The following is a 13,941-nucleotide window of genomic DNA, read 5'->3' as shown; positions in this document are numbered from 1 at the left end:
CATGGGCACCCGCCCTCACCGGTCTCCGATGACCCGTTGAGCGCAAGCCCCGGGCGCCTAGACTGCCCCCATGAACCCCGTCCTCATCGAAGTCCTGCGCGGCAGCGCCGTCGAGTCCCGCCACGCCGGTGCGCTCGCCATCGTCGACGCCTCGGGCACCGCGCACACGGCCCTGGGCGACATCGACCGGCCCATCTTCCCGCGCTCGGCCGTCAAGCTGCTGCAGGCCCTGCCGCTGGTGGCCAGCGGCGCGGCCGAGGCGTTTGGGCTGACCGACGCAGAACTCTCACTGGCCTGCGCCTCGCACAGCGGCGAGCCCGAGCATGTGGCCACCGCCGCCGGCGTGCTGGCCAAGCTGGGCCTGACGGCCGACGCGCTGGAATGCGGCACGCAGTGGCCCAGCCGCGAGCCGGTGCTGCGCGGCATGGTGGCGCGCGGCGAGCTGGCCACGCCGCTGCATAACAACTGCTCGGGCAAGCACAGCGGCTTCGTCTGCGTGGCCTGCCTGATGGCGCGCAACGCGGGTGCCGAGCCGGCCGAGTTCGTGCGCGGCTATGTCGCGGCGGAGCACCAAGTCATGCGCGAGGTGTCGGCCGCGCTGTCGGCAGCGACGGGCGTGGACGTCGAGCAGGCGCCGCGCGGCATCGACGGCTGCTCGATCCCGACCTTCGCCCTGCCCCTGCGCTCGCTGGCCCAGGCCTTCGCCCGCTGCGGCACGGGCCAGGGCCTGTCCGACGGTAACGCCCGCGCCGCGCGTCGGCTGCGCCAGGCCGTGGCGGTGGCGCCCTTCATGGTGGGCGGCACCGACCGCTTCGACACCCGCGTCATGCAGGCCTTCGGCGAGCAGCTCTTCTGCAAGATCGGCGCCGAGGGCGTGTACTGCGCGGCGCTGCCCGAGCTGGGCCTGGGCGTGGCGCTGAAGATCGACGACGGCGCCGTTCGCGCGGCCGAAGCTGCATTTGCCGCCGTCGCTGCGGCACTGCTGAAAGATGAAGGCGAACTGCTGGCCAGCTACAGCCACCTGCAACTGCGCAACTGGCGCGGCACGGACGTTGGCTCGCTGCGCCCGGCGGAGGCGCTCACCCGCGCGCTCGCCCCGCACTGAAGCCATCGGGCTGAAACCATCGCGCCACGACAAGAAACGATACAAAACGAGACCAAGCAAGCGCTTGATTGGCTTTACAGTGCGGCTCCATGCCTGCTGCCAAGCCGCCTACCCCTGCCGCACTGCCGCCCCGTGACCGCCTGTTGCAGGAGGCCATGCGCCTGTTCGGCGAGCGTGGCGTGGATGCCGTGCCCACCCGCGAGATCTGCGCCGCGGCCGGTGTGAACCCCGGCGCCATCCACTACCACTTCGGTGACAAGGACGGCCTTTACACCGAGGTGCTGCGCCTGCCGGTGCGCGAGCTGCAGCAGCAGCTGGCCGGTTTCGACGACGCGGGTTTGAGCCTGCACGAAGCGATCTGCCGCTTCCTGCGCCCCTTCCTGTTCGACGACGGCGCCTGCAGCGCGCAGCTCTTCTTCCGCGAGATGCAGGCGCCCAGCCCCATCTTCATGCAGACCGTCGCGCAGGAAGTCGGCCCCATCTTTGATCGCTTCGCCGGCCTGCTGGCCCGCCACGCCGGCCTGGCCGAGCCCACGGCCGCCATCCACCAGCTCGCGATGGGCCTGCAGGCGATGGCGCACGACTACTCCATGACGCGGCCGATGCTGGACGCCTTCCACCCCGAACTGCTGGCCGACGACCCCCAGCTCGAACGCACCTGCGCGCGCCTGGCCGACTGGGGCTGCGCCCTTGTCGAGTACGAGCGCGCCCAACACGCCAAGCCCCAATGAATCGACGCCTCCTCCTCGCCGCACCTCTGCTGGCGCTTCTCGCCGCCTGCACGACGGCCCCGCCCGCCGCGCCACCCGCCGCCGCGGCCATTCCGCCAGCCTGGCGCTCGCCCCTGCCCCACGGCGGCAGCACCGCGGCGCTGAACACCTGGTGGCAGGCCTTCAGCGACCCGCAGCTGGCCCGCCTCATCGAGCGCGCACAAGGCCAGAGCCCCACGCTGGCCCAGGCCGCCGCACGCCGCCGCCAGGCCGAAGCCGGTGCCGCCCAGGCCCGTGCCGGGCTGCTGCCCCAGCTCAACGCCAGCGCCCAGGCGCAGCGGGGTCGCGCGCTGAACGGCATTCCCGGCGACAGCACCCAGGCCAGCGGCCAGTTCAACGCCAGCTGGGAGCTGGACCTCTTTGGCGGCCATCGCGCCGCCGCGGCCGCTGAAAGCGCCCAGGCCACGGCCGCAACGGCCGACTGGCATGCCGCCCGCGTCAGCCTGGCCGCCGACGTGGCCCAGGCCTACATCCAGCTGCGCCTGGCCCAGGCGCGCGAGGAATCCGCCGAGCTGGACGCGCGCTTTGCCGATCAGATTGCCGGCTGGGCTCGCCAGCAGCAGAAGGCCGGGCTCTTCAGCGCCAGCGACGCCGCGCTGCTGAACACCGAGCGCGCCGTAGCCGTGGCCTCGCGAAGCCAGTGGCGTGCCGAGGCGCAGATCGCCCTGCAGACGCTGGCCCTGCTGTGCGGCGAGCGCGCCGATGGCCTGGCCGCCGAACTGGCGCCGCCCGCGATCGCCACCGAGGGCTTCGAGCTGCGACGCGACCAGCCCAAGGTGCCCGGTTTCGACGTGAGCGCCCTGCCCGCCCAGCTGCTGGCCCAGCGCCCCGACCTCGCCGCCGCACACCAGCGCTGGCTGGCCGCCGTGCAGCAGCAGCGCAGTGCCGAGGCCCAGCGTTATCCGCAGCTCAGCCTGACGGCGTTGGCCGGTGAGACACGACTGCGCGCGGGCGGCGCGAGCAGCAACGGCTCGATGTGGGCGTTTGGCCCCAGCCTGACGCTGCCCATCTTCGACGGTGGCCTGCGCCGCGCCCGCGTGCAGGGCGCCGAGGCCGCGGCCGACGAAGCCGCAGCCGCGCTGCAGCAACGCTGGCAGACCGCCGTGGCCGAGGTGGAGGAAGCGCTGCAACGCGTGGCCGCCGGCGCCGAGCGCGAGCGCGAGGTGGACGCCGTGAAGCGCGAGTGGGAGGGCATTGCTCGCCGCTCCGGCGCCCAGGCCCAGGCCGGCCTGCAAAGCGGCGCCCAGCGCAACACCACTTTCCGCAACGCCCTGGCCGCCTACGACGCCGTGCTCAGCGTGCGCGCCGAACACGCGCTGGCCTGGATTCGCCTGTACCGCAGCCTGGGTGGCGGCTGGAACGCCGACACCCTCACGAACACGAACACCGCATCCCTGCGCTGAACGCCATGAAGCCCCTGAAAATTTCCACTCCCCTGCTGACCACCGCGCTGACCGTTGCGCTGGCTGTGGCCTTTGTCGTCGCCCTGTCCAGCGGTCCCGCCTTTGCCGAGACTGCAGCGAGCGCGGCGCCCAAGCCAGCGCTGACCGTCAAGCGCGTGCTGGCCCAGGCCGGCACCTGGCCGCAGACGCTGTCCGGCACCGGCTCCATCGCCGCGTGGCAAGAGGTCGTCATCGGCGCCGAGATCGGCGGCCAGCGCCTGGCTGCATTGAATGTCGACGTGGGCGACCGTGTGAAGAAGGGCCAGCTGCTCGCCAGGCTGAGCCCCGGCACGCTGGAGGCCGACCTCGCTGCCGGCCGCGCCGCGCTGCTGGAGGCCGAAGCCTCCGCCCGCGAGGCCCACCAGACGGCCGAGCGCGTGAAGACGCTGCAAGGCAGCGAGGCGCTGTCGCCACAAGCCATCGACCAGGCGCTCGCTGCAGACGCCGCCGCGCAAGCCCGCGTGGCTGCGGCACGAGCGCGCGTGCAGGCCGACCAGCTGCGCCTGTCGTACACGCAGATCACCGCACCGGACGACGGCATCATTAACGCCCGCCTGGCCACACCCGGCGCGCTGGTACAGCCGGGGCAGGAACTCTTTCGCCTGCAGCGCCAAGGCCGCCTGGAGTGGCGCGCCGAGGTGCCGGGCGCCGAGCTGGCACAGCTCAAAGCCGGCCAGCTCGTGCGCGTGCAGCCCAGCGGGGCGCCAGCCGTGGAAGGCCGCATCCGCCGGGTCGCGCCGCAGATCGACCCGCAGACGCGCAACGGCCTCGTCTACGTGGACCTGAAAGCTGCAGAACCACTGCGCGCCGGCCTGTTCGCGCGCGGCGACTTCGTGCTCGGCGACAGCGCCGCGCTGACGCTGCCGCAGAGCGCCGTGCTGCTCCGCGATGGCTTCAGCTATGTCTTCCGCATTGATGGCAGCAAGGTGCGCGAGCAGAAGGTGCAGATCGGCCGGCGTGAGGGCGCGCGTGTCGAAGTGCGCTCCGGGCTGACAGCCGGTGCTGCCGTTGTCGAGTCGGGCGTCGGCTTCCTGGCGGACGGCGACACCGTTCGCGTGGCCCAGTAAGGAAAGACGCCACCATGTTCAACGTCTCCCGCTGGTCCATCGCCAACCCGGTGCCGGCCATCATGCTTTTCATCATGCTGACGGCAGCCGGGCTCTACGGCTTCAAGCAGATGAAGATCCAGCAGTTCCCCGACATCGAACTGCCCACCATCGTCGTCAGCGCCTCGCTGCCCGGCGCCGCGCCGGCGCAGATGGAAACCGAGGTCGCACGCAAGATCGAGAACTCGCTGGCGGCCGTGCAAGGCCTCAAGCACCTCTACACCAAGGTGCAGGACGGCATCGCCACCGTGACGGCCGAGTTCCGGCTGGAGAAGCCGCTGCAAGAGGCGCTGGACGACACCCGCGACGCCGTCGCGCGCATCCGCGCCGACCTGCCGGCCGACCTGCGCGACCCGGTCATCACCAAGATGAACCTGTCGGGCATGCCCATCCTGACCTACACGGTCTCCAGCACCCGCATGGACGACGAGGCGCTGTCCTGGTTCGTCGACAACCAGGTGGCCAAGCGGCTGCTGGCCGTGCGCGGCGTGGGCTCGGTGGCACGCGTGGGCGGCGTCAGCCGCGAGCTGCGCGTGGAGATCGACCCGGCCCGGCTGCTGGCGCTGCGCGTCAGCGCGGCCGATGTGTCGCGCCAGCTCAAGCAGGTGCAGCAGGAGGCGCCCGGTGGCCGCGCGACGCTCGGCGGCGCCGAGCAATCGCTGCGCACCATCGCCACCGTGCAAAGCGCGGCCGAGCTGGCGGCGCTGAGCATCCCGCTGCCAGACGGCCGCCACGTGCGACTGGACCAGGTCGCCACGGTCAACGACACGCTGGCCGAGCGCCGCAGCGGCGCCTTCCTGAACGGGAAGCAAGTCGTCGGCTTCGAGATCGTGCGCGCCAAGGGCGCCGGTGAGGTGGATGTGGCCGAGCGCCTGCGTGCCGCGCTGGAGGAGCTGAAGGCTGCCCACCCCGACATCACCGTCACCGAGGCCTTCAACTTCGTCGACCCCGTCATCGAGAACTACAACGGCAGCCTGACGCTGCTGCTCGAAGGCGCGCTGCTGGCCGTGCTGGTGGTGTGGTTCTTCCTGCGCGACTGGCGCGCTACCTTCGTCAGCGCCGTCGCACTGCCGCTGTCAGCGATTCCGACCTTCCTCGTCATGTACTGGATGGGCTTCACGCTCAACGTCGTGACGCTGCTGTCGCTGTCCCTCGTCATCGGCGTGCTGGTGGACGACGCCATCGTCGAGATCGAGAACATCATGCGCCACCTGGTGATGGGCAAGACGCCGTTGGAGGCCGCACGCGAGGCGGCCGACGAGATCGGCCTGGCCGTCATCGCCACCACCTTCACGCTGATCGCCGTCTTCCTGCCCACGGCCTTCATGAGCGGCGTGGTCGGCAAGTTCTTCGTGCAGTTCGGCTGGACGGCCTCCATCGCGGTGTTCTTCTCGCTGGTCGTCGCTCGCATGCTGACGCCCATGATGGCGGCCTACATCCTCAAGGCCCCGAAGCGCGCGCACAAGGAACCGTTCTGGATGGCGCGCTACCTGCGCGCCGCGCGCTGGGCGTTCACGCACAAGGGCAAGACGATGGCCATCACGGCCGCCTTCGGCGTGGCGGCCTGCACGCCGCTGTTCATGGGCGCGATTCCCGGCGCCTTCATGCCGCCGGACGACCTGAGCCAGACGCAGATCAGCATCGAGCTGCCGCCCGGCAGCACCTACGAGCAGACAGCGGCCATCGCCGAGCAAGCCCGCGCCGCGGCCGCCGCGCATGCGCACGTGAAACTGGTTTACACCGCTGTTGGTGGCGGCAGTGCCGGCGGCGACCCGTTCGCGATGAGCGGCGCGGCCGAGGCCCGCAAGGCCACGCTGACGCTGAACCTGACCCCACGCCACGAGCGCTCCGGCATCAGCAAGCAGCAGATCGAACGCGAGCTGCGCGAGCGGCTGGAGAACATCGCCGGCGCGCGGCTGAAGGTGACTTTCGGCGGCTCCAACGAGAAGTACCAGCTCGTGCTGGCCGGCGAGGACGGCGAGCAGCTCGCCGCGCACGCCGCCAAGGTGGAGAAGGAACTGCGCGCCCTGCCCGGCATCGGCCAGGTAACGAGCAGCTCCAGCCTGCAGCGCCCCGAGCTCATCGTGCGGCCGGACGCCGCGCGTGCGGCGGACCTGGGCGTGTCCACCGCAGCGATTGCCGACACGCTGCGCATCGCGACCGCGGGTGACTACGACCAACTGCTGCCCAAGCTCAACCTGAGCCAGCGCCAGGTGCCCATCGTCGTGCGCCTGCCCGATGCCGCGCGCGCCGACCTGGCCCTGCTGGGCCAGCTCACCGTACCCGGCACGCGTGGCCCGGTGCCGCTGCAACAGGTGGCCGATCTGCAGGTGACCAGCGGCCCGGCCCAGATCGACCGCTACGACCGGCTGCGCAACGTCAACTTCGAGATCGAGCTGAACGGCCAGCCGCTCAGCGAGGTGCAGGCCGCCGCGGCCGCCCTGCCCAGCATCGCCACGCTGCCGCCGGGCGTCAGCAAGGCCGAAATCGGCGATGCCGAGGCCTTTGCCGAACTCGGCCAGGGCTTCGCGCTGGCCATGGGCACGGGTGTCGCCTGCATCTACATCGTGCTGGTGCTGCTCTTCCACGCCTGGGTGCAGCCGGTCACGATCCTGGGCGCGCTGATCCTGTCGATCCCGGGCGCCATCCTGGCGCTGTTCGTCACCGGCACGGACCTGTCCATGCCGGCCATGATCGGCATGATCATGCTGATGGGCATCGCGACGAAGAACTCCATCCTGCTGGTGGAATACGCCATCGTCGCCCAGCGCGAGCAGGGCCTGACGCGGCTGGAAGCGCTGCTGGACGCCTGCCACAAGCGTGCGCGGCCCATCGTCATGACGACGCTCGCGATGGGCGCCGGCATGCTGCCGATTGCCCTGGGCTTCGGCACCGACCCGAGCTTCCGCGCCCCGATGGCCATCGTCGTCATCGGCGGGCTGATCACCAGCACCTTCCTGAGCCTGCTGGTGATCCCGGTGCTCTACGAGATCGTCGACGACATGATCGAGCGCGCCGGGCGGCTGCGCCGCCGGCCCGCACAGGAGCAGATCAGCTCAGCTTGAACACCGCCACCGACTGCGACAGCTCATCGGCCTGCTGCTGCAGGCTGTGAGCAGCAGCGGCGGACTCCTCGACGAGGGCGGCATTCTGCTGCGTCATCTGGTCGAGGTTGGCGATGGCCTGGCCGATCTGGCCGATGCCGGTGCTCTGCTCGCCGGTGGCGTGGCTGATCTCGGACACGATCGAACTGACTCGCGCAATGGCGTCGATGATCTCGTGCATGGTCTGGCCGGCCTTGGCCACCAGGGCGGTGCCGCTCTCCACGCTCTCGCCGCTGCTCATGATCAGCGACTTGATCTCCTTGGCGGCTTCCGCCGAGCGCTGGGCCAGGGTGCGCACTTCGCCGGCCACCACCGCAAATCCACGGCCCTGCTCGCCGGCCCGTGCAGCCTCCACGGCCGCGTTCAGCGCCAGGATATTGGTCTGGAAGGCGATGCCGTCGATGACGGAAATGATGTCGCCGATCTTGTTGGACGAGGCGCTGATGCGGCCCATGGTCTGCACGACCTCGTCCACCACCGCGCCGCCCCGGCGCGCCACCTCGGCGGCATCGCTGGCCAGCTGGTTGGCCTGGCGGGCCGACTCGGCGTTGTGGGTGACGCTGGCGGTCAGCTCCTCCATCGCCGAGGCCGTTTCCTGCAGGTTGGACGCGGCCTGCTCCGTGCGGTTGCTCAGGTCCTGGCTGCCGGTGGCCACCTCGCGTGAGGCGGTGGCGATGCTGTCGGTGCTGTGGCGCACGCCGGTGACGACCTTGGCCAGCGAGTCCTGCATGCCCTGCACGCCGCGCATCAGGGCGGAGGTTTCGTCACGCCCCTCCACACGCACGGGCTCGCTGAGGTCCTGGCCGGCGATGCGTTCCGCCGTCTTCACGGCATAGGCCAGCGGCGCCAGGATGGAGCGGATGTTGAGCGCCGTGTAGCACGCCAACAGCAGCACCGCGGCGATGACGACCCCCATCAGGTTGCGTCGGATGTCCTGCTCATGCTCGTCCAGCAGCGCCACTTGCTGCGCCGAATGCTTGTCCACCCTCTCCGTCATCTCAGCCAGCGCCTTGTCCAGCGCTCGCACGGGGCCCTTGACGGGTTCCATCGCCTGATTGGCCGCCGCCGTATCGGCGAACTCGCCCTTGAGCACCCGCTCGAGGATGCCGCTGAAGCCGCCTCGGTAATCTTGCAGCGCCTTCTGCAACTCCTCTGGCATGCGCTTCACGTCGGCGGGCACATCGAGCTTGGCGATGTTGCCAAGGCTGGTGGAGACCTTCTCGAAGGTCTCGTTCCACTCCTTGCGGTAGCGCTCGACGGCCTTGGCGTCAGCCAGGTTGATGAGCAGGTCCTTCTCGTAGCGGCGCAGGTTGCCGACGCCGGCACGCACGCCGGCCAACTGGGTCAGCGACTCGACGTCGTTGTCCACGTAGTGCACGAATTCGGCCTTGGACTGCGCCAGGCTGCGCAAGCCCTGAAGGCCGACGACGAGCATCGCCAAAACCGCGAGTGCTGCGAGCGCGAGCAGCCGCGCCTTGATCGTGAAATCGCTGAGCTTCATCACCACTCCTCATCACGAGCCAAACCGCAACGGGCGGCAGCCGTCGTCCCTCGCTGCCGCAGCCTGTCGACCCAGGAGTGATCACAGCGGCGTGATTTATTAGAGGTCGTGGCGCGAGACTAGTCCTTTGCCGGGCCGCCGCCAAGCCTCAGGCGCCTGGGTTGGGGTCAGGCGACCACAGCTCGCGCATCGCCGCCTCGAAGGCATCACCCACGCGCTGTGGCGCCCGCCAGGGCCGCGCCCGGCCGGCCACCCAGACGGATTGCCAGGGTGAGCCGTTGCTGCCGAAGACGACAGCGTCGAGCAGGGCCTCGTCGGGCAAGCCACGCAGGGCGTCGGCCTCGCGGTTCAGCACCAGCGCGTCGGCGCGCGCCCCCGGCGTGAGGCCCCAGGCCGTGAAGCCGGCCGCACGGGCGCCACCGGCCACGGCAGCGTCGAACAGCCGCGCCGCGCTGGACGGCTGGCTGCCCGGTGCCGACGCAACGTTGCGCTGGCGCAGCGCCAGACGCTGGCCGTACTCCAGCCAGCGCAGCTCCTCCACCCAGCCGCGCGTGACCTGGCTGTCCGAGCCCACCGTCAGCGGCACGCCGTTGGACAGCCAGCTCGGCAGGTCGGCCAGGCCGTCGCCGAGGTTGGCTTCGGTACCCGGGCAGATGACGATGCCCGCGCCGCTGCGGGCCACGGCCTCGATCTCGGGGCTTTCGGCATGCGTGGCGTGCACGAGCTGCCAGCGCGGGTCCAGATGACCCTCGTCGGCCAGCCATTGGATCGGGCGCTTGCCCGTCGCCTGGAGGCAGTCGGCCACCTCGGCCGTCTGCTCGGCGACGTGGATGTGGATGGGCAGGTCTGCCGCGCCGACAAGGCTGGTCAGGCGGGCGATGTCCTGCGGCGAGGCACCGCGCAGCGAGTGCAGGGCCACACCGGCGTTCACGCGCGGCAGGCCGGCGGCCATGACGCGCTGGCTGGCACGCCAGGCCCAGTCGGCGTCGGCGGCAAAGCGGTGCTGGTCGGGCCTCAGCGCCGTGTTCGATCCGTTCAAGCCAAAGCCGCTGCGCGTGTAGACCACGGGCAGCAAGGTCAGGCCGATGCCGGTGTCCTCGGCGGCTGAAGCCAGCGCCCAGGCCATGTCGAGTTCGTCGTCGAAGTGCTGGCCTTCGGCGGGATGGTGCAGGTAGTGGAACTCGCAGACCTGGGTGTAGCCGCCGCGCAGCATCTCGGCATAGAGCTGGCTGGCCACCGCCCGCAGCTGCTGGGGCGAGATGCGCAGGGCCAGCGCGTACATGCGGTCGCGCCAGCTCCAGAAATCGTCCTGGCCGGCCTCGCGGCGCTCAGCCAGGCCGACGAAGGCGCGCTGGAAGGCATGGCTGTGCGCATTGACCAGGCTGGGGATGACGGGGCCGGCCAGCGCCTCGGCATCGGGCGGCGCCGGCACGTTGACGGTGATCTCGGACCAGTGGCCGCTCGCGTCGACGCTCAGCAGCACGTCGCGCTGCCAGCGGCCATCCACCCAGGCCAGGGGGGCGTGGAGTCGCTTCAGACCGGGCATGCGAGCAGCTCCTGCAGCAATTGCTTGATGAGCGGCGCGACCTGGGCAGCCAGCACCTCATCGAAGGCGCCCGCCGGGTCGACGGCCTCGTCCATGTAGCAGCGCTGGCACATCTCCAGCTGCACGGCGTGCACGCCCTGGCCGGGCTGGCCATAGTGGCGCGTGATGTAGCCGCCCTTGAAGCGGCCGTTGACGACCTGGCTGAAACGCGTCTGGCTGGCCAGCAGCGCGCCCAGGCGCTCGGTGACGGCCGGCGCACAGGCCGCGCCGTCGGCAGTGCCGAGGTTCAGGGCCGGCAGCTCGCCTTCGAACAGCCAGGGCAGCTCGGAGCGGATGCTGTGGCCGTCGAAGAGCAGCGCATGGCCATGCTGCTCGCGCAGGCGCGCCAGCTCCGCCGCCAACGCCGAGTGATAGGGCTGCCAGTAGGCCTCGCGGCGCGCGGCGATACCGGCCGCATTGGGCCCGGCGCCATCGGCGTAGAGCGGGTCGTCGGAGAAGAAGCGCGTGGGCACCAGGCCGGTGCCGCCGGCAGCGCCAGGATAGAGCGGCTGGTCGTCCGGCGGCCGGTTCAGGTCGATGACGTAGCGGCTGTAGCGCGGCACGATGAGGCTGGCACCGAGCTCGTCGGCCAGCGGGCCGTAGAGCCGCTCCAGGTGCCAGTCGCTGTCCTCGCTGGCCAGGGCACGGGGTACGAGCTGATCGGCCAGCTCAGGCGGGATTTCTATGCCGACGTGCGGCAGGCTGATCAGCAGCGGCACACGGCCCTGCTGCAGACGAAAGACGCTCATGCTTCTCCCTGGTTTGCGTGATGCACCCGTTCTATCAGCGGGTTATGTCCAAAGCATGCTGCCAGCTCTCGCGGATGTCCGCTATCCCAGACACAGAAATCGGCACGCTGCCCCGCCACGAGCTGGCCCCGATCCTTCAGCCCAAGGGCGCGCGCACCGTTGACCGTCAGGCCGCGCAGCGCTTCCTCGGGCGTCAGGCGGAACAGCACACAAGCCATGTTCATCATCAACAGGGGCGACAGCGTTGGCGAGCTGCCCGGGTTGTGGTCGGTCGCGATGGCGATGGGGACACCGGCCTGGCGCAGCTGTTGAATAGGTGGCAGCCTGGTTTCGCGCAGGGCGTAGAAGGCGCCCGGCAGCAGCACCGCCACCGTGCCGGCCTCGGCCATGGCCTGGATGCCGGCGTCGCTCAGGTATTCGAGGTGATCGCAGCTCAGCGCCCGGTAGCCGGCGGCGAGCTGGGCGCCCCCCTGGTCGCTCAGCTGCTCGGCATGCAGCTTCACGGGAAGGTTGAGGCGCTTGGCGGCATCAAAGACACGCGCAACCTGGGCCGGGCTGAAGGCGATGTGCTCGCAGAAGGCGTCCACCGCATCGACGAGGCCCGCCTCGTGCAGATCGGGCAGCCACCGGCAGACGGCGGCGATGTAGTCGTCGGCGTCGGCAAACTCGGGCGGCAGCGCGTGGGCGGCGAGATAGGTCGTGCGCACGTCCAGGCCCAGAGGGCCGAGCTGGCGCGCAACGCGCAGCATGCGGGCCTCAGTGGCGGCGTCCAGGCCGTAACCGGACTTGACCTCCACCGTCGTCACGCCCTCGGCGATCAACGCCAGGGCACGCTTGGTGGCCCAGGCCAGCAACTGGGCTTCAGTGGCGTCGCGCGTTGCGGCCACTGTTGACTTGATGCCGCCGCCGGCCTTGGCGATGTCTGCGTAGCTGGCGCCATGCAGGCGCTGCTCGAACTCGCCCGCGCGGTTGCCGCCGTAGACGAGGTGGGTGTGGCAATCGACGAAGCCGGGCGTGACGAGTGCTCCATTCAGCTCGACGACCTCGTCGGCCGGCGGCGCGCTCGCGGTCGGGCCGACCCAGCGCAGCAGGCCGCTGTCGTCGACAAGCAAAGCCCCGTCGTCGATCAGGCCCCAGCCGCTGTCGCCCGCCAGCGTGGCGAGGACCCCACCGCGCCAGAGCTTCATCCCTCGTCGCTCCAGGTCAGCCACCAGGCATTGCCCTCGCCGGTGAAGACGCAGCTCTGCGTTACCGGCTGCTCGCACCAGGCCAGCGTCAGCGGCGCCATCGGCATGGCGCGGTGGCCGTGCTCCAGCAGGCCGCCGTTGACGGTGAACAGGCCCACCCAGGGCGTCTTGGGCAGCAGCACGTGGTGGGCCGATTCGAGCTCCAGGTTGCCGCGCCGCTCCATCACGTTGAGGACCTCGGTCGGGCCCTTGATGAGCTCGGCCTCCGGCGCCAGGCCGCCCTCGAAACGCAGCGGCTCGTCGCCGATGCTCTGTGGCCAGTCGAACAGGCGCAGCCCGGCACCGCCGATGACGGCCAGCCAACGGTGCACGCCGGGGAAGGCCGAGAACGGCCCGTCTCGCTCGACGCGAGCAACGCTGATGCGCAATGCCCAGTCATGGGCATGCGGCCAGGCGAGCAGCTCACGCGTCGTTCCGCCCTTGTTCTTCCAGGCCTGCGGCTCCAAGTCGGCCGCGCTGACCTTGCTCCAACTCATGTTCTTGTCCTTGCGCTTCTGGCCGTACGGCCAACCGCGCATTTTCCGCAGCTCTGTGCGGCCCGGCTCATGCCGAGAAGCTCCCTTGCAATTGGTAACGTACACCAGGGTGGGTGAGTTTCACGCTGGTTACGGCGGCACCGCGGCTGTAGGTGATGCGTTTGACGACCAGGCAGGGGTCGCGGCGGTTGATGCCGAGCAGCTTGGCTTCGACCTCGCCGGGCAGCGCCGCCTCGATCATGTAGCGCGCCTCGGACAGCGGCGCCACTTCGAGCAGGTAGTGCGTGGGCGTGATGCGCGTGAAATCCTGCACCAGATAGTCCGGCGCGCACGCCGGGTTGACGGCCCGCTCCTCGCACTGGATGGCGACCCCGTTCTCAAGATGCGTAATCAAGCTCAGGTAGATGGGCGCCCCCCGCTTGAGCCCCAGCTCGGCCGCCTGCTGCGGCGTGGCCTTGCCTTTGGTCAGGGCGTGCACGCGTGCCTCGTGCGTGCCGCCGCGCTCGACGATTTCCTCATGCACGTCGCGCACGTTCAGCGTTGACGAAATGCGGTGCAGCTGGGCGACGAAGCTGCCCACGCCCTGAACGCGCTCGATCAACCCCTCCTGCACCAGCTCGCGCAGCGCCCGGTTCACCGTCATGCGGCTGACCTCGAACTGGCCGACCAGCGCGCCTTCGCTGGGCAGCAGGTCGCCGGCCACCCAGTGGCTGCTGGCGATGCCTTCGCGCAGATGGTTCTTGACCTTGAGGTACTGGGGTTCGGGGCCTGTAGCTGACGTTCGGGGGCTTCTGGGCATGGCGCCATCCTAGTTGACTTGACTTGTATAGACAACTAGAGTTCGCGGCACTTTCAG

Annotated in this window: 11 protein-coding genes; 5 read left to right on the top strand and 6 right to left on the bottom strand. The window is 70.3% G+C overall.

The features are described 5' to 3' along the window. Nucleotides 1–70 precede the first annotated feature (70 nt). The 5 genes from AC07V5_RS18760 to AC07V5_RS18740 all read left to right on the top strand — a co-directional run bounded on the left by AC07V5_RS18760 (nt 71) and on the right by AC07V5_RS18740 (nt 7,488). The gene (locus AC07V5_RS18760) at nt 71–1,105 is read left to right on the top strand and encodes an asparaginase (protein ID WP_495117227.1); all 1,035 of its coding nucleotides are present in this window, start codon (nt 71–73) and stop codon (nt 1,103–1,105) included. 89 nt (nt 1,106–1,194) lie between these two features. After that, nucleotides 1,195–1,836: a TetR/AcrR family transcriptional regulator gene (locus tag AC07V5_RS18755; protein ID WP_495117226.1), complete on the top strand. Its 642-nt coding sequence runs from the start codon at nt 1,195–1,197 to the stop codon at nt 1,834–1,836. Next, the gene (locus AC07V5_RS18750; protein WP_495117225.1) at nt 1,833–3,278 is read left to right on the top strand and encodes an efflux transporter outer membrane subunit; all 1,446 of its coding nucleotides are present in this window, start codon (nt 1,833–1,835) and stop codon (nt 3,276–3,278) included. Before AC07V5_RS18755 ends, AC07V5_RS18750 begins: the two co-directional genes overlap by 4 nt. Nucleotides 3,279–3,283: 5 nt before the next feature. Further along, nucleotides 3,284–4,384 (top strand): efflux RND transporter periplasmic adaptor subunit, encoded by a 1,101-nt coding sequence (locus AC07V5_RS18745; protein WP_495117224.1) that lies wholly within the window; start codon nt 3,284–3,286, stop codon nt 4,382–4,384. Between the two features lie 14 nt (nt 4,385–4,398). Then, nucleotides 4,399–7,488 (top strand): efflux RND transporter permease subunit, encoded by a 3,090-nt coding sequence (locus AC07V5_RS18740; protein ID WP_495117223.1) that lies wholly within the window; start codon nt 4,399–4,401, stop codon nt 7,486–7,488. Here AC07V5_RS18740 and AC07V5_RS18735 read toward each other — a convergent pair. From AC07V5_RS18735 to hutC, 6 genes are all read right to left on the bottom strand, one after another. Next, complete coding sequence (locus AC07V5_RS18735; protein ID WP_495117222.1) at nt 7,475–9,028, bottom strand: methyl-accepting chemotaxis protein; 1,554 nt, start codon at nt 9,026–9,028, stop codon at nt 7,475–7,477. The genes AC07V5_RS18740 and AC07V5_RS18735 overlap by 14 nt on opposite strands. 148 nt (nt 9,029–9,176) lie before the next feature. Then, nucleotides 9,177–10,574, bottom strand: coding sequence for a formimidoylglutamate deiminase (hutF, locus tag AC07V5_RS18730; RefSeq protein WP_495117221.1), 1,398 nt, complete (start codon nt 10,572–10,574; stop codon nt 9,177–9,179). Beyond that, on the bottom strand, nt 10,562–11,362 hold the full coding sequence (gene hutG, locus AC07V5_RS18725) for an N-formylglutamate deformylase (RefSeq protein WP_495117220.1): 801 nt from the start codon (nt 11,360–11,362) through the stop codon (nt 10,562–10,564). Before hutG ends, hutF begins: the two co-directional genes overlap by 13 nt. Next, nucleotides 11,359–12,549 carry an imidazolonepropionase gene (gene hutI / locus AC07V5_RS18720; protein WP_495117219.1) on the bottom strand — a complete coding sequence of 397 codons (1,191 nt, stop codon included), beginning with the start codon at nt 12,547–12,549 and terminating at the stop codon, nt 11,359–11,361. The genes hutG and hutI overlap by 4 nt, the downstream gene beginning before the upstream one ends. Beyond that, complete coding sequence (locus AC07V5_RS18715) at nt 12,546–13,127, bottom strand: HutD/Ves family protein (protein WP_495117218.1); 582 nt, start codon at nt 13,125–13,127, stop codon at nt 12,546–12,548. Before AC07V5_RS18715 ends, hutI begins: the two co-directional genes overlap by 4 nt. A 25-nt stretch (nt 13,128–13,152) precedes the next feature. Further along, complete coding sequence (hutC, locus tag AC07V5_RS18710; protein WP_495117217.1) at nt 13,153–13,884, bottom strand: histidine utilization transcriptional repressor HutC; 732 nt, start codon at nt 13,882–13,884, stop codon at nt 13,153–13,155. Nucleotides 13,885–13,941 lie beyond the last annotated feature (57 nt).

This window comes from Roseateles sp. GW821-FHT02E12 (genome assembly GCF_059421665.1).
Note: the sequence above shows the minus strand (reverse complement) of the source record. Positions and strands in the feature narration are given on the sequence as shown.